The 24,156-nt window shown below is 66.2% G+C and carries 27 protein-coding genes, 1 tRNA gene and 1 pseudogene; 20 read left to right on the forward strand and 9 right to left on the reverse strand.

The window, feature by feature from the left end:
• Positions 1-19 precede the first annotated feature (19 nt).
• The 4 genes from HGR_RS03655 (at position 20) to ptsP (ending at position 3,936) form a co-directional block, all read left to right on the forward strand.
• On the forward strand, positions 20-1,261 hold the full coding sequence (locus tag HGR_RS03655; protein ID WP_006296736.1) for an MFS transporter: 1,242 nt from the start codon (positions 20-22) through the stop codon (positions 1,259-1,261).
• Positions 1,262-1,341: 80 nt separating this feature from the next.
• Positions 1,342-1,740, forward strand: a complete 399-nt coding sequence (locus HGR_RS03660) for a PTS sugar transporter subunit IIA (protein WP_006296737.1) — start codon at positions 1,342-1,344, stop codon at positions 1,738-1,740.
• 66 nt (positions 1,741-1,806) lie between these two features.
• The gene (locus HGR_RS03665; protein WP_006296738.1) at positions 1,807-2,076 is read left to right on the forward strand and encodes an HPr family phosphocarrier protein; all 270 of its coding nucleotides are present in this window, start codon (positions 1,807-1,809) and stop codon (positions 2,074-2,076) included.
• An 87-nt stretch (positions 2,077-2,163) separates the two neighbouring features.
• Positions 2,164-3,936 carry a phosphoenolpyruvate--protein phosphotransferase gene (ptsP, locus tag HGR_RS03670; RefSeq protein ID WP_006296739.1) on the forward strand — a complete coding sequence of 591 codons (1,773 nt, stop codon included), beginning with the start codon at positions 2,164-2,166 and terminating at the stop codon, positions 3,934-3,936.
• Between the two features lie 35 nt (positions 3,937-3,971).
• Here the strand turns inward: ptsP and HGR_RS03675 are convergent, their stop codons facing one another.
• From HGR_RS03675 to HGR_RS03700, 6 genes are all read right to left on the reverse strand, one after another.
• The gene (locus HGR_RS03675) at positions 3,972-4,826 is read right to left on the reverse strand and encodes a DMT family transporter (RefSeq protein WP_006296740.1); all 855 of its coding nucleotides are present in this window, start codon (positions 4,824-4,826) and stop codon (positions 3,972-3,974) included.
• Between the two features lie 155 nt (positions 4,827-4,981).
• A complete protein-coding gene (locus tag HGR_RS03680; RefSeq protein WP_006296741.1) occupies positions 4,982-5,662 on the reverse strand; it encodes an AraC family transcriptional regulator in 681 nt (226 codons plus the stop codon).
• A gap of 10 nt (positions 5,663-5,672) precedes the next feature.
• Positions 5,673-5,972, reverse strand: coding sequence for a TFIIB-type zinc ribbon-containing protein (locus HGR_RS03685; protein WP_006296742.1), 300 nt, complete (start codon positions 5,970-5,972; stop codon positions 5,673-5,675).
• Positions 5,973-6,080: 108 nt separating this feature from the next.
• A complete protein-coding gene (lipA, locus tag HGR_RS03690) occupies positions 6,081-7,067 on the reverse strand; it encodes a lipoyl synthase (RefSeq protein WP_006296743.1) in 987 nt (328 codons plus the stop codon).
• A gap of 5 nt (positions 7,068-7,072) precedes the next feature.
• Positions 7,073-7,759, reverse strand: a complete 687-nt coding sequence (gene lipB / locus HGR_RS03695) for a lipoyl(octanoyl) transferase LipB (RefSeq protein WP_039852262.1) — start codon at positions 7,757-7,759, stop codon at positions 7,073-7,075.
• Positions 7,760-7,772: 13 nt separating this feature from the next.
• Positions 7,773-8,060, reverse strand: coding sequence for a YbeD family protein (locus HGR_RS03700; protein ID WP_006296745.1), 288 nt, complete (start codon positions 8,058-8,060; stop codon positions 7,773-7,775).
• A gap of 200 nt (positions 8,061-8,260) precedes the next feature.
• Here HGR_RS03700 and HGR_RS03705 point away from each other — a divergent pair, with 200 nt between their 5' ends.
• The 12 genes from HGR_RS03705 to HGR_RS03760 all read left to right on the forward strand — a co-directional run bounded on the left by HGR_RS03705 (position 8,261) and on the right by HGR_RS03760 (position 18,955).
• Positions 8,261-8,827, forward strand: coding sequence for an ATP synthase subunit I (locus HGR_RS03705; RefSeq protein WP_006296746.1), 567 nt, complete (start codon positions 8,261-8,263; stop codon positions 8,825-8,827).
• A gap of 23 nt (positions 8,828-8,850) precedes the next feature.
• A complete protein-coding gene (gene atpB / locus HGR_RS03710; RefSeq protein ID WP_006296747.1) occupies positions 8,851-9,726 on the forward strand; it encodes a F0F1 ATP synthase subunit A in 876 nt (291 codons plus the stop codon).
• A 95-nt stretch (positions 9,727-9,821) separates the two neighbouring features.
• Positions 9,822-10,073: a F0F1 ATP synthase subunit C gene (gene atpE, locus HGR_RS03715; RefSeq protein WP_006296748.1), complete on the forward strand. Its 252-nt coding sequence runs from the start codon at positions 9,822-9,824 to the stop codon at positions 10,071-10,073.
• Positions 10,074-10,107: 34 nt separating this feature from the next.
• Positions 10,108-10,578: a F0F1 ATP synthase subunit B gene (locus HGR_RS03720; protein WP_006296749.1), complete on the forward strand. Its 471-nt coding sequence runs from the start codon at positions 10,108-10,110 to the stop codon at positions 10,576-10,578.
• A 10-nt stretch (positions 10,579-10,588) separates the two neighbouring features.
• Positions 10,589-11,119, forward strand: coding sequence for a F0F1 ATP synthase subunit delta (locus HGR_RS03725; RefSeq protein ID WP_006296750.1), 531 nt, complete (start codon positions 10,589-10,591; stop codon positions 11,117-11,119).
• Positions 11,120-11,173: 54 nt separating this feature from the next.
• Positions 11,174-12,727: a F0F1 ATP synthase subunit alpha gene (atpA, locus tag HGR_RS03730; RefSeq protein WP_006296751.1), complete on the forward strand. Its 1,554-nt coding sequence runs from the start codon at positions 11,174-11,176 to the stop codon at positions 12,725-12,727.
• Positions 12,728-12,756: 29 nt separating this feature from the next.
• Positions 12,757-13,638 carry a F0F1 ATP synthase subunit gamma gene (atpG, locus tag HGR_RS03735; protein WP_006296752.1) on the forward strand — a complete coding sequence of 294 codons (882 nt, stop codon included), beginning with the start codon at positions 12,757-12,759 and terminating at the stop codon, positions 13,636-13,638.
• 39 nt (positions 13,639-13,677) lie between these two features.
• Positions 13,678-15,093: a F0F1 ATP synthase subunit beta gene (gene atpD, locus HGR_RS03740; RefSeq protein WP_006296753.1), complete on the forward strand. Its 1,416-nt coding sequence runs from the start codon at positions 13,678-13,680 to the stop codon at positions 15,091-15,093.
• A gap of 112 nt (positions 15,094-15,205) precedes the next feature.
• Entirely contained in the window at positions 15,206-15,625 is a 420-nt protein-coding gene (locus HGR_RS03745; protein WP_006296754.1) for a F0F1 ATP synthase subunit epsilon, read from the forward strand.
• A gap of 212 nt (positions 15,626-15,837) precedes the next feature.
• Entirely contained in the window at positions 15,838-16,851 is a 1,014-nt protein-coding gene (locus HGR_RS03750; RefSeq protein ID WP_050797380.1) for a YheT family hydrolase, read from the forward strand.
• Positions 16,844-17,461, forward strand: a complete 618-nt coding sequence (locus tag HGR_RS03755; protein WP_006296756.1) for a DUF2946 family protein — start codon at positions 16,844-16,846, stop codon at positions 17,459-17,461. The genes HGR_RS03750 and HGR_RS03755 overlap by 8 nt, the downstream gene beginning before the upstream one ends.
• A 195-nt stretch (positions 17,462-17,656) precedes the next feature.
• Positions 17,657-18,955 carry a Glu/Leu/Phe/Val family dehydrogenase gene (locus HGR_RS03760; RefSeq protein WP_006296757.1) on the forward strand — a complete coding sequence of 433 codons (1,299 nt, stop codon included), beginning with the start codon at positions 17,657-17,659 and terminating at the stop codon, positions 18,953-18,955.
• Between the two features lie 63 nt (positions 18,956-19,018).
• Here the strand turns inward: HGR_RS03760 and HGR_RS03765 are convergent, their stop codons facing one another.
• Entirely contained in the window at positions 19,019-19,504 is a 486-nt protein-coding gene (locus HGR_RS03765; RefSeq protein ID WP_006296758.1) for a low molecular weight protein-tyrosine-phosphatase, read from the reverse strand.
• A gap of 163 nt (positions 19,505-19,667) precedes the next feature.
• On the reverse strand, positions 19,668-20,177 hold the full coding sequence (locus HGR_RS03770; protein WP_006296759.1) for a c-type cytochrome: 510 nt from the start codon (positions 20,175-20,177) through the stop codon (positions 19,668-19,670).
• A 125-nt stretch (positions 20,178-20,302) separates the two neighbouring features.
• Here HGR_RS03770 and HGR_RS03775 point away from each other — a divergent pair.
• Both HGR_RS03775 and HGR_RS03780 read left to right on the forward strand, forming a co-directional pair.
• A tRNA-Arg gene (locus HGR_RS03775) sits at positions 20,303-20,378 on the forward strand.
• Positions 20,379-20,583: 205 nt separating this feature from the next.
• On the forward strand, positions 20,584-21,843 hold the full coding sequence (locus HGR_RS03780) for a putative Na+/H+ antiporter (protein WP_006296760.1): 1,260 nt from the start codon (positions 20,584-20,586) through the stop codon (positions 21,841-21,843).
• A 184-nt stretch (positions 21,844-22,027) separates the two neighbouring features.
• On the opposite strand, the gene HGR_RS03785 is transcribed toward HGR_RS03780, so the two are convergent.
• Positions 22,028-22,930, reverse strand: coding sequence for a LysR substrate-binding domain-containing protein (locus HGR_RS03785; protein WP_006296761.1), 903 nt, complete (start codon positions 22,928-22,930; stop codon positions 22,028-22,030).
• 111 nt (positions 22,931-23,041) lie between these two features.
• On the opposite strand from HGR_RS03785, the gene HGR_RS03790 reads away from it, so the two are divergent.
• Positions 23,042-23,932 (forward strand): amidohydrolase family protein, encoded by an 891-nt coding sequence (locus HGR_RS03790; protein ID WP_006296762.1) that lies wholly within the window; start codon positions 23,042-23,044, stop codon positions 23,930-23,932.
• Positions 23,929-24,156: pseudogene (locus HGR_RS03795) on the forward strand (hypothetical protein); the annotation flags it as partial. The gene HGR_RS03790 and the pseudogene HGR_RS03795, both read left to right, overlap by 4 nt.

The raw sequence follows: 24,156 nt of genomic DNA on the forward strand, positions 1-24,156 counted from the left end.
GACTGAGAATCCGTCACCCATGCTGGTCACGAGTCGCCGCCAGGCCATCTGGATCTTCCTGGCCTTTGCTTTCGCCTATTTCTTCTCGGCCCTGATTCGCGCCGTCACCGCCACCCTGTCCTCCACCCTGACGCAGGAGTTCCAGCTCGGTGCGCGGGACCTGGGCCTGCTGGCCGGCGGCTACTTCCTGGGCTTCGCGGCCATGCAACTGCCCCTGGGGCGCTGGCTGGACCGCCACGGTCCGCGCACCGTCATCCTTGCCTTCACGGCCATCGCGGTCGGCGGTTGCGCCATGTTCGCGCTCAGCACGGGCTTCGCGGCGCTGCTGCTGGCTCGGGTGCTGTGCGGCGTCGGTTTGGCCGCGGGTCTGATGGCGCCCATGACCGGGTTTCGCCGCTGGTTCACGCCAGCGACCCAGATGCGCGCCAATTCCTGGATGCTCATGACCGGCTCCATGGGCATGGTGGCCTCCACCTTGCCCGTCCAATGGCTGTTGCCGGCGTACGGCTGGAGACCCTTGTTCTGGGGGCTGGCGGTCCTGCTGCTCCTGGCGATGGCCATGATCGCCTGGAAGACACCCGTTTGGCCCGCCACCGCGGCGTCGGCCGCGCCCGGCACGAGCCAATCCGGACGTTACGCCGAGGTACTGCGTCACCCCTATTTCCTGAGGCTCACGCCGCTGGCTTTCTTCAACTACGGGTCTCTGCTGGCGGTGCAGACGCTTTGGGCCGTGCCTTGGATGATGCAAGTGGGGGGCTACAGCGCGGGGCAGGCGGCCACGGGTCTTTTTGCGATCAACCTGTGCATGCTCACCGCTTTCTGGCTCTGGGGCCTGATGCTGCCGCGCTTGACGCGGCGCGGCGTGAACGTCGAACGCCTGATGGCTTGGGGTGTGCCCGCGAGCCTGCTCGTGCTCGCCGTGCTGGTGGTCGCGGGGCCGACCCTCGGTGCCCATGCCGCTGGGTTGCTGGCGTTGTTCTGTCTGTGCTCCAGCGTGTTGTCCCTGGCCCAGCCCGCGGTGGGGCTCGCGTTCGCCTCCGAGCTGGCGGGACGCGCGCTCTCAGCCTACAACCTGGTGATCTTCGGCGGCGTGTTTGTCGTCCAATGGGGCATTGGTTTGATGATCGACGCCTTGCGCGGCCTGGATTGGGGCGTTGCCCAGGCTTATCAGGGCGCGCTGGGCGTGGTCCTGGCTTGCAATCTCTTGTCCTACGTCTGGTTCCTGAAGCGCGGGGCCGCCAAGCCCGCCAAATTTTCTTGAGCTGTCACAAGATTTGACGCATGCAGACGGCGCATCACCGGTGCGATCGCGAGTCAGACGCCATAATCGACCGTGAATCTATGAATGGCATCGTCATCATTGCCCATGCACCCCTGGCCACTGCCTTGAAAACCTGCGCGGCCCACGTGTTTCCCGAGCGCGCGCAGGGCCTGCTGGCGCTGGATGTGCAGGCCGATGCTCCCGCGGAGCGCACCTTGGATCTGGCCCGTGAAGCGGTGGCGCGCCTGAGCGACACGCCCTTGCTGCTGCTGAGCGACGTGATGGGCGCCACGCCTTGCAACGTGGCCACCCAATTGCTCCGCGCCTTGCGCGCGCAGGGGCAGGGACAAGCCCGATTGCTGGCGGGCGTCAACCTGCCCATGCTGTGGCGGGCCGTGAGTTACCAGCATGAGCCCTTGGATGCCCTGGTCGCCCGGGCCTTGCAAGGCGGTAGCCAGGGCGTGCGAGAGCTGGAGTGAGCGATGCCGGTCTTGCCGCACCGACACCGGGAAAAGGAGTAAGGAATAAGCCTATGGAGGAAAAGCATGGTTAAGGCACCCGCAACCATCAGTAACAAGCTGGGCTTGCATGCCCGTGCCTCGGCCAAGCTGACCAAGCTGGCGGGTGGTTTTCCCTGCGATGTCTGGCTGGCACGCGGCGATCGACGCGTGAATGCCAAGAGCATCATGGGCGTCATGATGCTGGCGGCTGGCCTGGGCTCGACCATCGAGATCGAGGCGGAAGGGGATCGCGCGCAGGAAGCCGTGGACGCCTTGTTGGCCTTGATCGACGACAAGTTCGGCGAGGGCGAATGAATATGACCCCCACGGTTGCCCACTGCGTGTGGCTCCCTGCCCCCCGAGGGGGCTTGTTTCACCTTGGGACGGCCCGGCGGTGAAACCATGACTTTTTCCATCCACGGGCTGGCGGTCACGCGCGGCATCGCCATCGGGCGCGCCGTGCTGGTCGCTTCCAGCCGCGTGGATGTGGCGCACTACTTCATCGAGCCGGACCAGGTCGATGGCGAGATCAACCGCGTGCGCCGCGGGCGCAACGCCGTCATCAAGGAAATCCAGCGCCTGCAGCAGAGCGTCGAGGCACTCGGCCCGAAGGAGGCACCGCCCGAGCTGAAGGCGCTGCTGGACGTGCACCTGATGCTGTTGCAGGACGAGGAGATCATCGGCGGCGTCAAGCACTGGGTGCGTGAACGCCTCTACAACGCCGAATGGGCGCTGACGTCTCAACTCGAAGTCATGGCCCGCCAGTTCGACGAGATGGAGGACGAGTACCTGCGCGAACGCAAGGCCGACCTGGAGCAGATCACCGAGAAAGTCCTGCGCGCCATGCAGGAGGAAATGCAGGGCGGCAGCGCCTCGCTCTACATGCCCGCTGCCCTGCACGCCGCGGGCCCCACGGACGCCGACGCCGCCGACAAGACGGCCCTGGTGCTGGTAGCGCATGAGCTCTCACCCTCGGACATGCTGCAGTTCAAGCAGGGCGTGTTCACGGGGTTCATCACCGACGTGGGCGGCAAAACCTCGCACACCGCCATCGTCGCGCGCAGCATGGACATTCCCGCCGTGGTGGGCGCGCGCTCGGCCAGCCAGCTGGTGCGGCAGGACGACTGGATCATCATCGATGGCAACGCGGGCGTGGTCATCGTCGACCCGTCGCCCATCATCCTGGCCGAGTACCAGTACAAGCAGCGGGAGCACGAACTGGCGCGCAGTCGCCTGGTGCGCCTGCGCGACACGCCGGCCATCACGCTGGATGGCGAACCGGTGGACCTGCTGGCCAACATTGAGATGCCCGAGGACGCCGCCGCCGCCGTGCGCGCGGGCGCGGCGGGCGTGGGCCTGTTTCGCAGCGAGTTCCTTTTCATGGGCCGCCAAGGCCACCTGCCCGACGAGGAAGAGCAGTACCAAGCCTACCGCCGCGCGGTGGAAGGCATGAACGGGTTGCCCGTGACCATCCGCACGGTGGACATTGGCGCCGACAAGCCCATGGACAGCAGTGCCCAAGAGGGCAAGCACCTGAACCCGGCTTTGGGCCTGCGCGCCATCCGCTGGAGCCTGGCCGATCCCGCCATGTTCCTCACCCAGCTGCGCGCCATCCTGCGTGCTGCCGCGCACGGTCCGGTCAAGATGCTGGTGCCCATGCTGGCGCACCTCAGCGAGATCCGCCAGACCCTGTCTTTGCTGGAGCAGGCGCGTGTCGAGCTGCACCGCGAAGGGCGGCCCCAAGGCGCGGTGCAGGTGGGCGCGATGATCGAAATCCCCGCCGCCGCGCTGATGCTCAAGACGTTCTTGCGCTACTTCGATTACCTGTCCATCGGCACCAATGACCTGATCCAGTACACGCTGGCCATCGATCGCGCCGATGAATCCGTGGCCCACCTCTATGACCCGCTGCACCCCGCCGTGTTGCGCCTGGTCGCGGACACCATCGCCGAAGGCCGCGCCCAGGGCAAGGAGGTCAGCGTCTGTGGCGAGATGGCCGGTGACGTGGGCATGACGCGGCTGCTGTTGGGGCTGGGCCTGCGCAGTTTTTCCATGCACCCGGCGCAGATCCTCGCGGTCAAGCAGGAGGTGCTGCGGGCCGACGCGGCCAAGATCGCGCCGTGGGCGCGTCAGGTGCTGGAGTCCGAGACGCCGTCCGCCTTGATGGGCAGCTGAAACCCGCGGGCGTTGTTGGGAGCTCGGGGCGTGGCTCAGCGCGCGCGCGTGCTGAGCAGCGCCGCGCCGATGATCAGCACTGCCGCCGCCGCGATGCTCCAGCGCCAGGGCTGGCCGCTGACCCACACCAGCAACGTCGTCGAACCCAGGGGCGTGAGGTAACTCAGCACCCCGATCTGGCGCGCATCGCCGCGCTTGAGTGCGTGGTCCCAGAGAAAGAAGGCCGCGCCCAGCGGGCCCAGGCCCAGCAACGCCAGCAGCAGCCAGTCGCGCTGCGACAAGGCCGAGAACGAGGGCGCGCTGGACTCCAGCACCGCGTGGCAAAGCAGGGACAGCAGACCCGAGACCATGCCGAACAGGCCGACGGCCGTGGTCGGAAAGGCCGTCACCCGGCGCGTGAGCAGGGAATAGCTCGCCCATACGAAGGCCGAGGCCAGTGCCAGCAGATAGCCCCAGTGCCAGGCTCCGCTGTCGGTGGACCGGTCCGAACCTCCCAAGATGGCGATGGCCGCGCCCGCGAAACCCAGCACGGCGGCCACCCAGTGCAGCGGCTTGAGCGCGAGGTCACGCAGGAACAGCGGCGCCATCACCACGATCAGCAAGGGCCACAGGTAGTTGATGAGATTGGCCTGCACCGGCGGCGCGAGCCGCAGCGAAAGGAACAGCAGGAAATGGAAACCAAACAGGCCGTAGATGCCCAGTGCCAGCGTGGACAGCGGCAGTTGACCTCGCCGCAGCAGCCCGGGCAGCGCCGGCCACGCCGGCATGCTGCCGATCAGCAAGGCCAGGCCGGTCAAAAGAAACGGGGGCACGTGCTGGAGCGTGACGCCCAGCGCGGCCAGGGAAGCCCAGAGGGCGATCGCGCCCAAGGCGTGAAGGTTGGCGTGCATGGGCGCCAGTGTAAAAAAACAGCTCGTCGCCGAACGAGGGTGAATCGTCGCGAAGTCACTGTCGAGGTATCCCAGGGTCTGTGAGGGCCTGTGAGGGCCCCCGGGGGGCGACAGCGGCGCCTTGGCGAGGCGTGACCGAGTCCAGGCTGCGATGGTTATAGACCCGCGCGGCGCAAGGCGGCGGTGAGGGCCGAGGGCGAACGGTAGCCCGTGCGCAGGGCGGTCTCCCGCACGGACCAGCCCGCGTCGCGCAAGGAGCGGGCCTGGGTCAGGCGCTGTCCCCGCAGCCACGCCAGCGGTCCCATGCCGTGGGCTTCTAAACAGCGCGCGGCGAATTGCGACGGGCTCAGGTGCACGTGCTGCGCGAGGTCAGCGATGCTCAGCGGCTGGCTCAGCCGTGCCTGCACCCAGGCGCTGAGTGACAGCCAGTCGATGGCGCGTCGCGGGCGCTGAGCCGCTTTCGGCGCGCGCCACGCTTCCAGCAGCAGTGCCGGGGCGTGGCTCAGGGCCAGGGGCTGTGGCCAAGCCTGAGCGAGGTAGTTCGCCAGCGCGGCGACTTGACGGGGGCGGTATGGCTGGGGCTCACAGAGTCCCCAGGCCGCATGGTCGCTGTCCAGCACCAGACAGCGACTGCCCTGGGGGGATTCGAAATCGTGCCGATCGCCGGGGGCGATCAGCAGGGCATCGCCCGCGGCCAGCCGCTGGCCCCGGCCCTCGACCTCGAGTTCAAGCAGACCGTCCAAGCCCACCAGCAGTTGGTGGTGCGCGTGGGCATGGCTGCCGTGCGAGGGGCCGTAGTCACGCAAGGACAGGGGCAAGTCGGCGGGCGAGGACATGCTCGGCGCTTCAGTCGAAGTCGAAGATGTCGGACAAGAAACCCTCGCGCTTTTTCTTGCGGTAATACCCGCCTTGTTGAGGCGCATAGGGCTGGGGCTGCGGCGGTTGATGCGCGTAGGGCTGCTGCGCCGGTGCCTGCGCGCGAGGCTGGGCAGCCGAAGAGGGTGTCGCGCCTTGCGACCGGTCGATGATCTTATCGAGCTCGCCGCGGTCCAGCCACACGCCTCGGCATTGCGGGCAGTAGTCGATTTCGATGCCCTGGCGTTCGGACATCACCAAGCGCGCATTCGCGCAGACGGGACATTGCATTCGGATTCCTTTCCAAGGTGGGGCACAGGTCTGAGTGAAAGCTGGCCTGTTGTGGTTTGGAATCCAGCGGCGGGAAATGGAACGGCCGGCTTGGTGCCCGGCCCGGTTTCAGGCGACCACGCCTGCGGCGTGGGCCTGTTGATCTGCGTGGTAGGAGCTGCGCACCATCGCCCCCACGGCGGCGTGGGAGAAGCCCATCTTGTAGGCCTCGTCCTCGAACATCTTGAAGGTGTCCGGGTGCACATAGCGCTTGACGGGCAGATGGCTGTTGCTGGGCGCCAGGTACTGGCCGATGGTCAGCATGTCGATGTCGTGCGCGCGCATGTCGCGCATGACCTCCAGGATTTCCTCGTCCGTCTCGCCCAGGCCGACCATGATGCCGCTCTTGGTGGGCACCTTCGGGTGCAGGGCCTTGAATTTCTTGAGCAGGTTCAGGCTGAATTGGTAATCGCTGCCCGGGCGCGCCTGCTTGTAGAGGCGCGGCACGGTTTCCAGGTTGTGATTCATCACGTCGGGCGGCGCGGCTTTCAAAATCTCCAGCGCGCGATCGTCGCGGCCACGGAAGTCCGGCACCAGCACCTCGATCTGTGTCAGCGGAGAAAGCTCGCGCGTCTTGCGGATGCACTCCCCGAAGTGCCCGGCGCCGCCATCGCGCAGGTCATCGCGGTCCACACTGGTGATCACCACGTACTTGAGCTTGAGCGCGGCGATGGTCTTGGCCAGGTTGAGCGGTTCGTCCACGTCCAGCGGATCGGGCCGGCCGTGGCCCACGTCGCAGAAGGGGCAGCGGCGCGTGCACTTGTCGCCCATGATCATGAAGGTGGCCGTGCCCTTGCCGAAGCATTCGCCGATGTTGGGGCAGGAGGCTTCCTCGCAGACGGTGTGCAGCTTGTGCTCGCGCAGGATGTCCTTGATCTCGTAGAAGCGCGTGGTCGGGGAGCCGGCCTTGACGCGGATCCACTCCGGTTTCTTGAGCACCTCACCCGCCTCCACCTTCACGGGGATGCGCGACAGCTTGGCGGCGGCCTTTTGCTTGGCGGAAGCGTCGTAGTTGGCGACACTTTGCGCTTCGCGGACGGTGGCGGATTCGTTCATGGTGTTCAGGGGGAGAGGTGGGCGCGGAGCTTGTCGCCCAGCACCTGGGCCACGTCGGCCCAATCGACGGCGGTGCCCATTGTAGAAAGATCGACCGTGGGCAGCCCCGCGTACCCGCAAGGGTTGATACGGTTGTAGGGTTCCAGGTCCATGGCCACGTTGAGCGCCAGGCCGTGGTAGGTGCAGTGGCGGCTCACTTTCACGCCCAAGGCGGCGATCTTGCCCAGGCCCGTGAAGTCGGGTGCTTTGCTGCTGGGGCTGCCTTTTTGCGGGCGCTGCGCAAGAGCGGCATGGCCGCGAGGGTCATCCAACCGCACGTAAATCCCGGGAGCGCCCGCCACGCGGTGGCCCGTCACACCGTAATGCGCAAGGGTGCGGATGACGGCCTCTTCCAGCCGATAGACGTATTCCTTGACGAAATAGCCGGTGCGACGCAGGTCCAGCAGCGGGTAGGCCATGACCTGGCCTGGCCCGTGGTAGGTCACCTGACCGCCCCGATCTGTCTGCACGACGGGGATGTCGCCCGGCATCAGCAGGTGACCGGCCTGGCCCGCCAGCCCTTGCGTGAACACGGGCGGGTGCTCGCACAGCCACAGCGCGTCCGGCGTGCCGGCGCCGCGCTGGGCGGTGTAGTCCTGCATGGCCTGGTAGGTGGGCAGGTAGTCCACCCGGCCCAGCTCGCGCACCTCGATCACGGTCAGGCTTTCAGAGCACGACCTTGACCATGGGGTGCGAGGTCAGCGCGCGATAGAGGTTGTCGAGCTGTTCCCGGCTGGTGGCCGTGACCGTGATGGTCACGCCCAGGTAGTTGCCGCCCTTGCTCTCGCGCAGTTCCACGGTCGAGGCATCGAAGCTCGGGTCGAATTCCCGGGCCAGGTGCGTGATGGCATGGACGAAGCCGTCCGCTCGCGCGCCCATCACCTTGATCGGGAAGAGGCTGGGATATTCAATCAGGCTGTCGGCGCGGGAGGCCGGGGTGTCGGGCTGGCTCATGGGGGGCAGTGTCGCAGAAGATGTCATTCTGAGGAGCAAATGGGGGCGCGTTAGCGCAAACCAATGGCGGCGGCAGGGCGTCGGCAGGGCGTCGGCAGGGCGGCGGCAGGGCGGCTTCTGGACTCCCAGGCCTCGAAGCCCCGGTGGGTCGCTTGGGATTACCCGGGGCGGCCGAAATTTTGAACCTATAATGCGGGGCTTTGCAAAAGTTGACAAACCACGCCAAAAACGAGGGTGAACGTCGGGAAAGTCAGGGTTCCTGGGACGACGCCAAAGAGGTCGAGTACCAGCCCTTGAGTGCCGAGGAGGCGCGCCAATGGCGCCAACGGCACCCGTTGGCCTCCCCTTGGCGCATCGTGGCTTGGCAAGCCGTGGCGGGATTGCTTGCTGCGGTGTTGACGGGATGGATCGGGCTGGTGAGCGGCTGGATCGGTTCCATGGGCGAGGCGCTGTCCGTCGCGGGGTCCGTGATGTATGGCGCCGGGGCGGTGGTTCTGCCTGCAGCTCTGCTGGCGCGCGTGATGTCGCGACCGGTGGCCCGGCATGCCGGGGCGGCGGGCGTCGCTTTGATGAGGTTTTTCATTTGGGAGCTGACCAAGCTCGCGCTGGCCGTGGCCATGATGGCCGCAGCGCCCTGGCTGCTCCCCGGTTTGAGCTGGCTGGCCCTGGTGGGCGGGCTGGTGGTGGCGATGAAGGCGCACGGGGTGGCCGCGTGGTTTGAAATGCGGCGCATGGCCTCGAAAACGTCCGCGGCACCCAAGGTTTGAATTAAAAGTTGGTGATCTGATCTATGTCTGCTGAGATTGCGAGTGAAGCTCACGGCCCGACGGCCAGTGAATACATCGTCCACCACCTGCAGCACCTGCAGAAGGATTTTTCCTTCAACAGCGTGAAGCAGAGCAGCATCGTGGACTTCGGCGTCTTCAATCTGGACTCCGTGTTCTGGTCGCTCGTGCTGGGTGTGATTGGCTGCTTCGTGCTCTGGCGCGCCGCGCGCAAGGCCACGTCGGGCGTGCCTGGCCGCTTTCAGGCGGCGGTCGAGATCCTGGTCGAAATGGTCGAAAACCAGGCCAAGGGCGTGATCCACAACGCCAAGAGCCGCAAACTCATTTCTCCGCTGGCCCTGACCGTGTTCGTCTGGATCTTCCTGATGAACTTCATGGACATGCTGCCGGTCGATTTGCTGCCCCTGCTGTGGCAGACCACCACGGGCGATCACCACGCCTACATGCGTGTCGTGCCGACCGCCGATCTGTCCACCACGCTGGGCCTGTCGTGCGCGGTGCTGCTGGTCTGCTTGTTCTACAACATCAAGATCAAGGGCCTGGGCGGCTGGGCGCATGAGCTGATCGCCGCGCCCTTCGGCAACCACTGGGCCCTCTACCCGATCAACTTCCTGATGCAGATGATCGAGTACGTGGCCAAGACGGTGTCCCACGGCATGCGTCTGTTCGGCAACATGTTCGCGGGCGAACTCGTGTTCATGCTGATCGCCCTGATGGGCGGCGGCTGGGCTCTGTCGGCCACGGGCATTGGTCTGGCGATCGGCCATGTCATCGCCGGGACCGTCTGGACGCTGTTCCACATCCTCGTGATCACGCTGCAGGCCTTCATCTTCATGATGCTGACGCTGATCTACACCGGTCAGGCGCACGAGGCGCACTGACGTGACGCGGGCAGGGCGGCCCGAAACGGCCGCCTGACCCCGATTCTTTTTTCTGCTTCTCTTTTTTTCTTTTCTTTAACCTAGGAGTCTCCCAAATGGAAAACATTCTCGGCCTCGTTGCTCTGGCTTGCGGTCTGATCGTCGGTCTGGGCGCCATCGGCGCTTCCATCGGCATCGCCCTGATGGGTGGCAAGTTCCTCGAGTCCTCGGCCCGTCAACCCGAGCTGATGAACGAACTGCAAACCAAGATGTTCATTCTGGCCGGTCTGATCGACGCCGCCTTCCTGATCGGCGTGGCCATTGCTCTGCTGTTCGCTTTCGCCAACCCCTTCGTCCTCGCCGCCTGATCTCGGTTCCTTTCACGCCCGAAAGGAGTAAGCCGTGAATATCAATGCAACCCTGATCCTGCAGGCGATCGTCTTCGCGATCCTGGTGTGGTTCACGATGAAGTTCGTGTGGCCGCCCATCGCCAAGGCGCTTGACGAGCGGGCCCAGAAGATTGCCGATGGTCTCGCCGCCGCCGACAAGGCCAAGGCCGATCTCGCCGCCGCCGACAAGCGCGTCGAGGCCGAGCTGGCTTCCTCTCGCAATGAAACGGCTGCCCGCCTCGCCGATGCCGAGCGCCGCGCGCGCGACATCATCGAGGAAGCGAAGGCCCGTGCGACCGAGGAAGGCAACAAGATCATCGCCGCCGCCAAGGCCGAAGCCGAGCAGCAGGCCATCGCCGCGCGCGAAGCCCTGCGCGAGCAGGTGGCCGCGCTGGCCGTCAAGGGTGCCGAGCAGATCCTGCGCAAGGAGGTCAATGCTGGCGTCCATGCCGATCTGTTGAACCGCCTGAAGACCGAGCTGTGAGGGTGTGACCATGGCTGAACTTGCCACCATTGCCCGACCCTACGCCGAAGCGCTGTTCGCCGCGGTCAAGAGCGACCTCGACGGCGCCTCGCGCTGGGTTGAAGAGCTGGCCGCGATCGCGGCCAATCCCCAGCTGCAACAGTTCGCGGGGAATCCGCGCGCAACCGAGACGCAGGTGTTTGATCTGATCGCGGGCGTGGCGAAGACGCCGCTGTCCGACGCCGCGAAGAACTTCCTGCGCACCGTCATCGGCAATGGCCGCCTGAGCGCATTGACCGAGATCGCCGCCCAGTTCCGCGCGCTGAAGAACGCGCAGGGCGGCATGTCGGACGCCACGGTCCACAGCGCTTTCCCCATCGAGGGCGCGGCGCTTGAGGGCGTGAAGGCGGTGCTCGAAAAGCGCTTTGCCCGCAAGCTCAATGTCAAGGTGGCGCTGGACCCCGAACTGATCGGCGGTATCCGCGTGGTGGTGGGTGACGAGGTGCTTGACACGTCCGTCAAAGCCCGTCTGGAACAAATGAAAGTGGCGCTGACGGCCTGAGGCTTCGAGCCAGCCGCGCGCGCCACCTCCTCAACGAGTAAGAAGGAAAGAGTCATGCAGCTCAATCCCGCAGAGATCTCTGAACTGATCAAGAGCCGGATCCAAGGCCTGTCCGCCAGCGCCGACATCCGCAACCAGGGCACGGTCGTCTCCGTGACCGACGGCATCGTCCGCATCCACGGCCTGTCCGAAGTGATGCAGGGCGAAATGCTGGAATTCCCGGCCGGCAAGGATGGTCAGCCCACCTACGGCCTGGCCCTGAACCTCGAGCGCGACTCCGTCGGCGCCGTGATTCTGGGTGAGTACGAACACATCTCCGAAGGCGACACCGTCAAGTGCACGGGCCGCATTCTGGAAGTGCCGGTTGGCCCCGAGCTGGTTGGCCGCGTGGTGAACGCGCTGGGCCAGCCCATCGACGGCAAGGGCCCGATCAACGCCAAGATGACGGACGTGATCGAGAAGGTCGCGCCGGGCGTGATCGCCCGCCAGTCCGTGGACCAGCCGATGCAAACGGGTTTGAAGTCCATCGACGCGATGGTGCCCGTTGGTCGTGGCCAGCGCGAGCTGATCATCGGTGACCGCCAGACCGGCAAGACCGCCGTGGCCATCGACGCCATCATCAATCAAAAGGGTCAGAACATGACCTGCATCTACGTGGCCATCGGACAGAAGGCCTCGTCGGTGAAGAACGTGGTGCGTGCCCTGGAACAGGCCGGCGCGATGGCTTACACCATCGTCGTGGCCGCCACCGCCTCCGAGTCCGCCGCCATGCAGTACGTGTCGGCCTACTCCGGCTGCACCATGGGCGAGTACTTCCGCGACCGCGGTCAAGACGCCCTGATCGTGTACGACGACCTGTCCAAGCAAGCCGTGGCCTACCGCCAAGTCTCGCTGCTGCTGCGCCGCCCGCCGGGTCGCGAAGCCTTCCCTGGCGACGTGTTCTATCTCCACAGCCGTCTGCTGGAGCGTGCCGCTCGCGTGAACGCCGACTACGTCGAAGCCTTCACCAAGGGCGCCGTCAAGGGCAAGACCGGTTCGCTGACGGCGCTGCCGATCATCGAAACCCAAGCCGGTGACGTGTCCGCCTTCGTGCCGACCAACGTGATCTCGATCACGGACGGTCAGATCTTCCTGGAAACCAGCCTGTTCAACGCCGGCATCCGCCCCGCCATCAACGCCGGTATCTCGGTGTCGCGCGTCGGTGGCGCCGCCCAGACCAAGCTGATCAAGGGCCTGTCCGGTGGTATCCGTACCGACCTGGCGCAGTACCGTGAACTGGCGGCCTTCGCGCAATTCGCTTCCGACCTGGACGCTTCCACCAAGAAGCAGCTGGACCGTGGCGCGCGCGTGACCGAGCTGCTCAAGCAGGCGCAGTACAGCCCCCTGTCCATCAGCCTGATGGCCGCTTCCCTGTTCGCCGTGAACAAGGGCTTCCTCGACGACGTCGAAGTGAAGAAGGTGCTGTCCTTCGAAGCCGGCCTGCACGCCTGGCTCAAGGACAAGAACGCCGCCTTGCTCGCCAAGCTGGAAGCCAACAAGGCCCTGGACAAGGACGCCGAAGCCGAACTGAGCGCCGCGATCGCCGCGTTCAAGAAGACCTTCGCGTGATCCCGGCCCGACAGGATTAGGAGTCCACGATGGCAGCAGGCAAGGAAATACGCGGCAAGATCAAATCGGTGGAGAACACCAAGAAGATCACCAAGGCCATGGAAATGGTGGCCGCGTCCAAGATGCGCAAGGCACAGCAGCGCATGGCTTCGGCTCGTCCCTACGCCGAGAAGGTGCGCAACATCGCCACCAACCTCGGGCGGGCCAACCCGGAGTACGTGCATCCCTTCATGCAGACGCATGAGGAGGCCAAGGCCGCCGGCATGATCGTGGTGACGACCGACAAGGGCCTCTGCGGCGGTCTCAACACCAACGTGCTGCGCGCCGTGACCAACAAGCTGCGCGAGCTGCAGGCTGCGGGCGTGGAAACGCGCGCCGTGGCCATCGGCAACAAGGGCCTGGGCTTCCTGAACCGCGTCGGCGCCAAGGTAGTGTCGCAGTCCGTCCAGCTCGGCGACACGCCGCACCTGGACAAGCTGATCGGCCCGGTCAAGGTGCTGCTCGACGCTTACACGCGTGGTGAACTGAGCGCGGTGTACCTGTGCTACACCAAGTTCATCAACACCATGCGGCAGGAACCGGTGGTGCAGCAGCTGCTGCCCCTGTCCGTGCAGCAGATGCGCGACGAGACGCAAGCCAGCGGCCCGCAGCACGACTGGGACTACCTCTACGAACCGGACGCGCAGACCGTCATCGACGAGCTGCTGGTGCGTTACGTCGAGGCGCTGGTTTACCAGGCCGTGGCCGAGAACATGGCGTCCGAGCAGTCCGCCCGCATGGTGGCCATGAAGGCCGCGACCGACAACGCCGGCAACGTGATCAGCGAGCTCAAGCTGGTCTACAACAAGACCCGCCAGGCCGGCATCACGAAGGAACTGTCGGAAATCGTGGCTGGCGCCGCGGCCGTCTGACGGCCGTTCAAGCAAGATTCAATTTACCGGAGCAAAGACATGGCTCAAGCAAACACGCAAGTGCAGGGCAAGATCGTTCAATGTATCGGCGCCGTGGTCGACGTGGAATTTCCGCGTGACCACATGCCCAAGGTCTACGACGCCCTGAAGATGGAGGGCTCGGCCCTGACGCTCGAGGTGCAGCAGCAGCTCGGTGACGGCGTGGTCCGCACCATCGCCCTGGGTTCGTCCGACGGTCTGCGCCGCGGCCTGATGGTCACCAACACCGGCAAGGCCATCACCGTGCCCGTGGGCAAGGCGACGCTGGGCCGCATCATGGACGTGCTGGGCAACCCCATCGACGAGCGCGGCCCCGTGGCGCAGACGCAGACCGCGTCCATCCACCGCAAGGCCCCGGCTTACGACGAACTCAGCCCCTCGCAAGAGCTGCTGGAAACCGGCATCAAGGTGATCGACTTGGTCTGCCCCTTCGCCAAGGGCGGCAAGGTGGGCCTGTTCGGTGGTGCCGGCGTGGGCAAGACCGTGAACATGATGGAGCTCATCAACAACATCGCCAAGGCGCACTCGGGCCTGTCCGTGTTCGCCGGCGTGGGTGAGCGTACCCGCGAAGGCAATGACTTCTATCACGAAATGTCGGACGCTGGCGTCGTGAACCAGGAGAGCCTGGGCGACTCCAAGGTGGCGATGGTCTATGGTCAGATGAACGAGCCCCCGGGCAACCGTCTGCGCGTGGCCTTGACCGGCCTGACCATGGCCGAAGCCTTCCGTGACGAAGGCAAGGACGTGCTGTTCTTCGTGGACAACATCTACCGCTACACGCTGGCAGGTACCGAAGTGTCCGCCCTGCTGGGCCGCATGCCCTCCGCCGTGGGCTACCAGCCGACGCTGGCCGAGGAAATGGGCCGCCTGCAAGAGCGGATCACCTCGACCAAGGTGGGTTCCATCACGTCCATCCAGGCCGTGTACGTGCCGGCCGATGACTTGACCGACCCGTCTCCCGCCACGACTTTCGCCCACTTGGATTCCACCGTGGTGCTGAGCCGTGACATCGCCTCGCTGGGTATCTACCCCGCCGTGGACCCGTTGGACTCCACCAGCCGCCAGCTGGACCCGCAAGTCGTGGGTGAAGATCACTACACGACGGCCCGCGCCGTGCAGGGCACGCTGCAGCGTTACAAGGAACTGCGCGACATCATCGCCATCCTGGGCATGGACGAACTGGCTCCCGAAGACAAGCTGACCGTGGCCCGCGCGCGCAAGATCCAGCGTTTCCTGTCGCAGCCTTTCCACGTGGCCGAAGTGTTCACCGGCGCCCCGGGCAAGTACGTGCCCCTGGCCGAGACCATCCGCGGCTTCAAGATGATCGTCAACGGCGAGTGCGACCACCTGCCCGAGCAGGCCTTCTACATGGTCGGCACGATCGATGAAGCCTTCGAGAAGGCCAAGAAGGTCTGAGTAAGCGACGCATGCGGCGTGCTGGCGTCGCTGCCGAGCTCGCCGGGTTCTCCCGGCTGTGCGCGGCGCCTAGCCAGCCCACCGTCTGCTTGCTGCCTGATTAGGAGCCACCATGACAGCAACCATCCACGTCGATGTGGTCAGTGCCGAAGAGTCCATCTTCTCGGGCGAGGCGCGATTCGTCGCGCTGCCCGGCGAAGCCGGTGAACTCGGCATCTACCCGCGTCACACCCCGCTGATCACGCGCGTCAAGCCCGGTTCGGTGCGCATCGAGCTGGCCGACGGCAAGGAAGAATTCGTCTTCGTCGCGGGCGGCATCCTCGAAGTGCAGCCCGACTGCGTGACCGTGCTGTCCGACACCGCCGTGCGCGGCAAGGACCTGGACGAGGAAAAGGCCAGCGCCGCGCGCCAGGCCGCCGAGGAAGCGATCAAGAACGCCAAGAGCGAGCTGGACCTGGCCAAGGCCCAGTCCGAGTTGGCCATCGCCGCCGCCGAAATCGCTGCCCTGCGCAAGTACCTGCGCAAGAAGTAATTCCGGTCCGCGAACTCCGGTTCGTCCGGTCTTGTGAACAGCCCCGGCAGCGATGCGCGGGGCTGTTTGCTTTGCGCGCTGCCTTAAGCGGGCCTGTGCAAGCAGGTGCTTGATGACGCATTCACAGCGCTTCGGGTGTCGTGTGCGCCGAGCGTGCGCAGCGCTGCCTGCGCATGACGGTCTGATGAATGCCGAGCGACAATCCGCAGTCCATGCAGAATTACCGAGCCCCCCTTTGGCTGCCTGGCGGCCATTTGCAAACCATCTGGCCGGCCCTCTACGGCCAGCGCGTGGAAGGTCCCTTGCCCCGCTTTGACCGTGAGCGCTGGGACACGCCCGATGGCGACTTCATCGATGTCGATGGGCTGCGGGGCGCGGGCGATGCGCCCGCCGGCCTGCTGGTGCTTTTTCATGGCCTGGAGGGCTCCACCCAAAGCCAGTACGCACAAGCCTACGCGGGCTGGGCGCGCGAGCGAGGCCTGGCCTATGCGGTGCCGCACTTTCGCGGTTGCAGTGGTGAGCTCAATCGTGCCCCCCGGGCCTACCACTCCGGCGACTGGCAAGAAATCGACTGGATCCTGCGGCGGCTGCGCGCGCGCTTCAACGCGCCCGGGCAACGCCTCATCGCCGTGGGTATTTCGCTGGGGGGCAACGCCTTGCTGCGTTGGGCGGGGGAACTGGGCGACGCCGCCGCACAGGTGGCGGATGCGGTGGCGGCGGTCTGCTCGCCTTTGGACCTGGCCGCTGGCGGGCATGCGATCGGCCGCGGTTTCAATCGTCAGGTCTACACGCGCATGTTCCTCTCGACCATGAAACCCAAAGCCTTGGCCAAATGGGACCAGCACCCCGGTCTGTTTGACCGTGAGCGCTTGCGTCTAGCGCGCACCTTGTACGAGTTCGATGACGTGTTCACCGCGCCGCTGCATGGCTTTCGCAATACCGACGACTACTGGTCCCGGGCCTCGGCCAAACCGCATCTGCCCGCCATCCGCATACCCGCCCTGGCGCTCAACGCCCGCAATGACCCCTTCGTGCCCGCGCGCAGCCTGCCAACGAAACAGGACGCGGGTAGCCACGTGACGCTGTGGCAGCCAGCGCAGGGTGGCCATGTGGGCTTCCCCTGCGGGCGCTGGCCAGCTGGTCATGTGATGGGCATGCCGCGCGCCGTTGGCGAGTGGTTGCTGAACGCCGCGGGTTTGGAAAGCAAGGTGGCGGCGCATGGATGACCTCGTCCGCCAAGCCATGGCCAAGTGGCCCAACGTCCCGGACTGCTACGGCTGGCTCGGACTGGACGCGCGTGGCAACTGGTGGATGCGGGACGACCGCGCTCAGGCGGCAGGCGCCTTCGACAGTGGTCTGCCCGGGGCCCGGGGCTCGCTGCTGAAACACGAAAAGCTGATCGACTTCATCCAGCGCAACTACGCGAGTGACGCACGGGGTTGTTGGTACTTTCAAAATGGCCCGCAACGGGTATTCGTGGAGCTGGAAGCCACGCCCTGGATCTGGCGCCTGCAGGCGCCGGCGCCGGCTCAGGCTCAGGCGCCGGCTCAGGCTCAGGCTCAGGCTCAGGACGCACCGTCCGCGGGCCCGTTGCCGCAGGTCAGCGTGCACGCGCACACCGGCACCCCGGCCGAATGGCGGTCTTGCCTGCTGGACGAAACGGGCCGGCTGTACCTGCACACGACGCTGGGCCTGGGCCTGGTGCACACGCAGGACATGACCGTGGCCGCGGATTGGGTGGAAGCGGGGCGATGGCAGCCTGAAGCCGTCCTGGCGGCGGAATTGCCAGCGCGTTACGGTTTTGTTCGCAGTCCCGCGGACTTCGCCCGGACCTAGGCCCAGACCTAGAACCAGACCACCGATCGCGGGCACCCTGCCTTATGCGCCGCAGGCCGGTCAGTGCAGACTAGCCTCCAAACGGTGAAAAGTCCGCGCTGGTGCAAACCTCGACAAGCGCCACGCGGCCCAGGCGGCACAATCGGCACCGCAAGCCACCAAGAGGGTGGCTTGCCCCTATCCACAGGAGCTCTCATGAGTCTGTCTCTGTCCAATCATCCCAATCTGCCCTCCTACCTGAACCCCGCCGACCTGGGGCCCTGGGCCACCTTCCTTGAACAGGTCGACCGCGTGCTGCCCCACCTGGGCAAGCTCAGCGTCTGGGCCGATACCTTGCGCCGTCCCAAGCGTTCCCTGATCGTCGACGTACCCATCCACATGGACGACGGCACGGTGCGGCACTTCGAGGGCTACCGCGTGCAGCACAACGTCTCGCGCGGGCCGGGCAAGGGCGGGGTGCGTTACCACCCCGGCGTGACCTTGTCCGAGGTCATGGCCCTGGCGGGCTGGATGACTGTGAAGAACGCGGCCGTCAACCTGCCCTACGGCGGCGCCAAGGGTGGCATCCGTGTCGATCCCAAGCAGCTCTCGATGAGCGAGCTGGAACGCTTGACACGCCGCTACACCAGCGAGATCGGCCTCATCATCGGCCCCGAGCGCGACATCCCCGCGCCCGATGTGAACACCAACGAACGCATCATGGCCTGGATGATGGACACCTACTCCATGAACGTCGGCGCCACCAGCACCGGCGTGGTCACGGGCAAGCCCATCACCCTGGGCGGCAGCCTGGGCCGGCGTGACGCCACGGGCCGCGGCTGCTTCGTCGTCGCGCGCGAAGCCATGCAGCGCCTGGGCATGGAGATGAAGGGCGCGCGCGTCGCCGTGCAAGGCTTCGGCAACGTGGGCAACGCGGCGGCGCGCGTGTTCCAAGAAAACGGTGCGAGCATCGTGGCCATTCAGGACGTGGCGGGCAGCATCTACAAGGCCGACGGCATAGACCCGCACGCGCTCACCGCCTTCCTCGCGCGGCGCGAGGGCACGCTGCTGGACTTCCCGGGCGTGGAGCGCATCAGCAACGACAAGTTCTGGGACGTTGATTGCGAGGTCATGCTGCCCGCCGCGCTGGAAAACCAGATCACGGCGGACAACGCGGGGCGCATCCGCGCCAAGCTCGTGGTCGAGGGGGCCAACGGACCGACGACCCCGCAGGCCGAAGACATTCTGCTGGCGCGTGGCGCCATCGTGTTGCCTGACGTGCTGGCCAATGCGGGGGGCGTGACGGTGAGCTACTTCGAGTGGGTGCAGAACGCCTCGTCCTTCTTCTGGACCGAGGCCGACATCAACGCCCGCCTGGACCGCGCACTCAGCGACGCCTTCCGAGCGATTTGGGACCTGTCACAGGAACGCAAGCTGGCGCTGCGCACGGCGGCCTTCGTGATCGCCTGCACCCGGGTGCTGGAAGCGCGCGAGCTGCGCGGCCTGTACCCCTGATCGGCGGGTGGCGTGGCCGGACGCAGACTGGCGTGGCGCGCGCCCGCGCGGCTCGCGTCTGCGTCAGCGCAACTGCTCGCGCACGTGCGCGAGCAGGCCCGCGCAGCCGTCCTCGACCAGGTCCAGCACGTGCTCAAAACCCCGCGCGTCACCGTAGTAGGGGTCTGGCACCTCGTTCGTTGAATGCCGCTGGCACCAGCGCGTGAAGGCGTGCAGTTTGTGGCGCAGCTCGGGCGGGCACCGCTGGGTGAGCAGCGCCAAATGACCTTGATCCATGGCCAGGATCAGGTCATGGCGTGCGAAGTCATCCTCCTCAACGCGACGGGCTCGCAGCTCAGACAAGTCATAACCACGCCGTGCCGCGTGGTGCTGGCTGCGCGCGTCGGGCGGATCGCCCACGTGGTAGCCGTGGGTGCCGGCCGAATCCACCCGCACGCGACGCTGCAAGCCGGCCTCGTGCACCTGCTTGAGGAAAACGCCGTGCGCGGTGGGGCTGCGGCAGATATTGCCGGTGCAGACGAAGAGCACGGCGTAGTCAGGGCGATCCATGGTCATCACTGCTTCGGGTGCGTTGGGCTGGCTGACAAAAGAATCAGGGGACGACGCGGTTGGCGGGGGTGGAGGCTGTGGGGCATGTCGCTCGGCACAAAAGACAAAGCCGGTCCAGGACCGGCTTTGTTGTGGCTTGGGCCGTGAGGCCCACAGCACTCGATTACTTCGCGGCGGCCGGAGCGGCGGGCTCAGCGAACTTGGCACCCGCGGCATTGGCCATGAAGGCCACGGCGCGTGCGACCTCGGTGTCGTTGTGTTCGCCACCGCCTTGGGCCGACATGGCCCCCTTGCCCTTCAGGGCGGAATTCACCAGGCTGTCAAAACTGTTCTTGATGCGAGCCGCCCAGGCGCCGCGATCACCAAACTTGGGCGCACCCGCCAGGCCCGCGCCATGGCAAGCGATGCACTGAGCCTGGTAAACGGCTTCGCCGCTCTTGAGCGGGCGGTTGGCATCACGGATTTCCACCGTGCCGACCTTCTGGATGCGCTCAGCCACGGACTTTTCCATGTTCGTCGTTCCGGCGGCGGGCTTCTTGTCGGAGACGACGAAGAACACCAGCCCGATGATGATGAAAACCGGAAGCACGAAGGCGGCCATCGACACCCACATCGCTTGCGAGGGTGTCTTGATCGGACCCGTATGGGCTTCTTCGTGTTGTTGTGCGCTCATGTCTAAATCCTTGGAATTCCTGGGAATGGATGACTTGCAATCGGGCGGGATTATAGCTTTGGCGTTCCGTCGGGGCCCGCCTGGCGGTGGCGAAACCGCCTACAATCGCGCCTCACGCGCACGACGCGGCTGTAGCTCAGTGGATAGAGTATTGGCCTCCGAAGCCAAGGGTCGTGGGTTCGATCCCCGCCAGCCGCACCATCGAACGAGAGGGTCTCTCGCGCATCGCGCTCAGACACGCCACCCGCACCGGGTGGCGTTGTGTTTTGGGAGGCCGGCGACAGTGAGCCAGCTCTGACCCAAGCACAGGGACGGTCGCTACAATGCGCGCCGGGTGCGATGCCGGTCGGCATGGCAGGTACAGCGCAGGTCGGGCCGCCGCGCGGCTTCTTCATGTCCTGCTTTCATGACGCCCACGCCCATCGAGGTCATTGCCGCCTCTCTTTTCGCCCTGGCTCTGCTGCACACCTTTCTCGCCCAGCAGTTCGAGCGCCTGTCTCACCGTTTTCCCCGCCACGCCGGTCTCTTCCACTTGTTGGGCGAGGTGGAGGTGGTGTTCGGCTTCTGGGCCATCGTCCTCGTGGTGACGATGGCGCTGGTGGTGGATGCGGGGGCGGCGCTGAGCTACGCCAACAGCCGCAATTTCACCGAGCCCTTGTTCGTGGTCGCTGTCATGGTGGTGGCGGCGTCCAAGCCCATCACCCAGACCGTGTCCGCCGCCATCCAGTGGCTCTCCAGGCGCGCGCCCATGCCGGCCCCGGTGGCTGCGGTGTGGCTGGGTTTCGCCGCCGTGCCCTTGCTGGGTTCGTTGATCACCGAACCCGCGGCCATGACGATCGCCGCGCTCATGCTCGCGCCCCAGGTGTTCCGGCTGGCCGTTCCGGCGGTGCCCAAGTACTTCGCGCTGGGCGTCTTGTTCGTGAACATTTCGATTGGCGGCACCTTGACGTCCTACGCGGCGCCGCCGGTGCTCATGGTGGCCCAAGCCTGGGGCTGGGACAGCGCTTTCATGTTCACCCAATTCGGCTGGAAGGCCGCGCTGGCCGTGTGTGTCAACGCCACGGCCGCCACGTGGGTGCTGCGGCACCATCTGGTCGCGTTGGGCTCGGCGGCCCAGAGTTTGCAAGAGCGACGCGTGCCCTGGACGGTCGTGCTGGTGCATGCGGGCTTGCTGGCGGGCATCGTCGCACTCGCGCACCATCCCGTCATGTTCCTGGCCCTGTTCCTGATGTTCCTGGGCTTCACGCAAGCCTATGCCCGCCATCAGAGCCCGCTGGTGCTGCGCGAAGCCTTGCTGGTGGGATTCTTCCTGGCGGGGCTGGTCGTGCTCGGTGGCATGCAAGCTTGGTGGCTGCAACCCCTGGTCAGCAGCCTCGCGCCTCTGGAGCTGTACTGGGGCGCCATGGCGCTGACGGCCATCACCGACAACGCGGCTTTGACTTACCTCGGATCCCTGATCACTGGCATTTCGGACGAGGCCAAGTACATGCTCGTGGCCGGTGCGGTCGCGGGCGGAGGGCTGACCGTCATCGCGAACGCGCCGAACCCCGCGGGCGCGGCCCTGCTGAAAAAAGGCTTCACGCACGGGACCCTCAGCATCGGGGGGCTGCTGCTCGGTGCCTTGCCGCCCACGGCCGTGGCGGCCGCGGCGTTCCTTCTGCTCTGAACGTCTCTGCGTTGCGCGAACGCGCGCCCACAGACAGACCATGCTCGCCGCTCGCCACGCATGAGCGAACGTGCGCAAATGGCCAAGGGGACGTGGCAGGGTTGTCGCGCCTTGCTACACACACTTGCGAGCTTGCTAGTGTTCAAGCGTGCAAGCGCCTCTGCAAGCGTCTATGCACGCACGCTCAGCGGGGCGCGCCCCGCAGCATGGCCCGGTGATCCAGCTCCAGCAGCAGGGCGCGAGTTTCCTTCAGCAGCCGGGTGTTGGGGCCTGCGCGCGGGGTGGCGAGCACCAGCTTGTTGCGCACCCCGGGTGGGCCGATGGGCGCATGCGGCAGCCGCACCCCCGAGCCCAGATGCAAGGCGCTTTCGGGCAGCAGGGTGCTGCCCACGCCGCGTTCCACCAAGGCCAGCACGGTCTGAACCGCGCCGACCTCGGCCAGCACCTGCAGCGTGATGCCGCGCGGCAGGAGCAAGGCTTCAACCAGGCTGCGGATGGAGTTCGGCGCGCTGGGCAGCACGACGGGATAACTGGGCAAGGCCGACAAGGCGACGCGCGCCGGCAGCGCGGTGCCGGGAGGCGCGACCAGCAGCAGCGGCTCTTGCAGCAGGGTGTGATAGCTCAGTTGGGGGGAGGGCGCGGGGTCGAAGAGCAGCGCGAGGTCCAAACGCCCGGCCACCAGCCATTCACGCAAATGCAAGCTCAGGCCCTCTGAGATTGAGAGCACGGCGCGTGGCAGCCGTTCGCGAAAACGGGCGACCAGTTCGGCGCTCAGCTGCAAGGCCACGCGGGGCGGCAGGCCGATCACCACGCGCCCCGAGGGGCTGGCATTGAGTTCGCGCAGTTCCTCGCGCGCGCGGTTCGTGATCTCCAGGATCTGGCGTGCATGCGCGAGCAGGGCCTGGCCGGCTTCCGTGGGCATCACGCCGCGGCCGGTGCGTGTGAGCAGCCGCTGCCGCACATCGGCCTCGAGGAGCGCGACCTGGCGACTGAGCGAGGGTTGCGTCATGTGCAGCGCAGCGGCGGCGGCGCTGAAGCTGCCCGATTCAACGACCCGCACGAAGTACTGAAGCTGACGCATGTCCATAGGCGTTGAGCATAGCTGCTATAGAAGCCATTGGCTTCCTGAATCTCGGGCCGGTTTCAATAATGGCCACAACTCAGACCAGTAACCCGTCGTTGGGCAACGAAGAAGAACATGAGCGAGATCAGCTCCGAGCCTGTGCTCACCTACCTGCGTCAGCCCAGCCGACCAGCCTTGCGGCTGCCGGCCGGGGCCTGTGATGCCCATGTGCACGTGTTCGGACCGGCCGCCACCTACCCTTACGCGCCACAGCGCCACATGACGCCCGAGGACGCGCCGCGCGAGACGCTGTTCGCCCTGCATCGGCATCTGGGCATCGAGCGCTGCGTGATCGTGCAGTCGGTGGTGCATGGCCTGGACAACCGCGTCGTCGAGGACGCCATCGCGGCCGGCCAGGGCCGTTACCTGGGCGTGGCGCTGGTCGATGTCGGCGTGCCCGATGAGGAGCTGCGCCGCCTGGCCGCCGCGGGTTTTCGTGGCGTGCGCTTCAACTTCATGCAACGGCTCGGCGCGCCGACTCCGGTCGAGCCGGTCATCGCGCTCAGCCGCCGCTTGGCCGAGCAGGGCCTGCATCTGCAGGTGCATTTCGAGAGCGCGCTCATCCATGGGCTGGGGCCCGCGCTGGCCCAGAGCGCCGTGCCGGTGGTGATCGACCACATGGGGCGCGTCGACGCGGCCTTGGGCGCGGGGCATCCTGATTTCCAGGCCTTGCTGCGCCTGATGGAGAACCCCTTGTTCCGCGTCAAGGTCAGCGGCATCGATCGCATCGATGCGCAGGCGCCCGCGGACCGCCGCTACGTTGCCGGAGTCGCCCTGGCCCGTCAGCTCGTGGAGCGCTTTCCCGACCGCTGCTTGTGGGGCACGGACTGGCCGCATCCCAACCACACCCATGTGCCCGACGACGGCGCCTTGGTGGACGCGCTGGCGCAGATCATGCCGGACCGGGCTCATCTGGAGCAGGTCCTGGTCCACAACCCGCTGCACTTCTACAGGTTCCCCGCATGACGTCTGCGCACTCGATGGCCGATCCCTTTGCCACGCCCGTGGCCGGACGTCTCGCGGGCAAGGTGGCCTTGGTGACGGGCGCGGGCTCGGTCGGACCCGGCTGGGGCAATGGGCGCGCCGTGGCCGTGCGCTTCGCGCAAGAAGGCGCGATCGTCCATGGCCTGGACCTGGACAGCGCGCGTCTGCGCGAAACCGCCGAGAAGGTCGAGGCCGCCGGCGGTCGC

This window comes from Hylemonella gracilis ATCC 19624, from assembly GCF_000211835.1.
GTDB classification, from domain to species: domain Bacteria; phylum Pseudomonadota; class Gammaproteobacteria; order Burkholderiales; family Burkholderiaceae_C; genus Hylemonella; species Hylemonella gracilis.

Bases quoted from the DNA above. Each gene is read 5' to 3' on its own strand.
- HGR_RS03770 (WP_006296759.1), bottom strand. From the start codon at position 20,177: ATGAGCGCACAACAACACGAAGAAGCCCATACGGGTCCGATCAAGACA.
- HGR_RS03785 (WP_006296761.1), bottom strand. From the start codon at position 22,930: ATGGACATGCGTCAGCTTCAGTACTTCGTGCGGGTCGTTGAATCGGGC.
- HGR_RS03725 (WP_006296750.1), top strand. From the start codon at position 10,589: ATGGCTGAACTTGCCACCATTGCCCGACCCTACGCCGAAGCGCTGTTC.
- HGR_RS03665 (WP_006296738.1), top strand. From the start codon at position 1,807: ATGGTTAAGGCACCCGCAACCATCAGTAACAAGCTGGGCTTGCATGCC.
- ptsP (WP_006296739.1), top strand. From the start codon at position 2,164: ATGACTTTTTCCATCCACGGGCTGGCGGTCACGCGCGGCATCGCCATC.
- HGR_RS03765 (WP_006296758.1), bottom strand. From the start codon at position 19,504: ATGGATCGCCCTGACTACGCCGTGCTCTTCGTCTGCACCGGCAATATC.
- lipA (WP_006296743.1), bottom strand. From the start codon at position 7,067: ATGAACGAATCCGCCACCGTCCGCGAAGCGCAAAGTGTCGCCAACTAC.
- atpB (WP_006296747.1), top strand. From the start codon at position 8,851: ATGTCTGCTGAGATTGCGAGTGAAGCTCACGGCCCGACGGCCAGTGAA.
- HGR_RS03660 (WP_006296737.1), top strand. From the start codon at position 1,342: ATGAATGGCATCGTCATCATTGCCCATGCACCCCTGGCCACTGCCTTG.
- HGR_RS03745 (WP_006296754.1), top strand. From the start codon at position 15,206: ATGACAGCAACCATCCACGTCGATGTGGTCAGTGCCGAAGAGTCCATC.
- HGR_RS03685 (WP_006296742.1), bottom strand. From the start codon at position 5,972: ATGCAATGTCCCGTCTGCGCGAATGCGCGCTTGGTGATGTCCGAACGC.
- HGR_RS03780 (WP_006296760.1), top strand. From the start codon at position 20,584: ATGACGCCCACGCCCATCGAGGTCATTGCCGCCTCTCTTTTCGCCCTG.
- atpD (WP_006296753.1), top strand. From the start codon at position 13,678: ATGGCTCAAGCAAACACGCAAGTGCAGGGCAAGATCGTTCAATGTATC.
- atpG (WP_006296752.1), top strand. From the start codon at position 12,757: ATGGCAGCAGGCAAGGAAATACGCGGCAAGATCAAATCGGTGGAGAAC.
- HGR_RS03680 (WP_006296741.1), bottom strand. From the start codon at position 5,662: ATGTCCTCGCCCGCCGACTTGCCCCTGTCCTTGCGTGACTACGGCCCC.
- HGR_RS03760 (WP_006296757.1), top strand. From the start codon at position 17,657: ATGAGTCTGTCTCTGTCCAATCATCCCAATCTGCCCTCCTACCTGAAC.
- HGR_RS03675 (WP_006296740.1), bottom strand. From the start codon at position 4,826: ATGCACGCCAACCTTCACGCCTTGGGCGCGATCGCCCTCTGGGCTTCC.
- atpA (WP_006296751.1), top strand. From the start codon at position 11,174: ATGCAGCTCAATCCCGCAGAGATCTCTGAACTGATCAAGAGCCGGATC.
- HGR_RS03790 (WP_006296762.1), top strand. From the start codon at position 23,042: ATGAGCGAGATCAGCTCCGAGCCTGTGCTCACCTACCTGCGTCAGCCC.
- HGR_RS03655 (WP_006296736.1), top strand. From the start codon at position 20: ATGCTGGTCACGAGTCGCCGCCAGGCCATCTGGATCTTCCTGGCCTTT.
- atpE (WP_006296748.1), top strand. From the start codon at position 9,822: ATGGAAAACATTCTCGGCCTCGTTGCTCTGGCTTGCGGTCTGATCGTC.
- HGR_RS03750 (WP_050797380.1), top strand. From the start codon at position 15,838: ATGCAGAATTACCGAGCCCCCCTTTGGCTGCCTGGCGGCCATTTGCAA.
- HGR_RS03700 (WP_006296745.1), bottom strand. From the start codon at position 8,060: ATGAGCCAGCCCGACACCCCGGCCTCCCGCGCCGACAGCCTGATTGAA.
- HGR_RS03755 (WP_006296756.1), top strand. From the start codon at position 16,844: ATGGATGACCTCGTCCGCCAAGCCATGGCCAAGTGGCCCAACGTCCCG.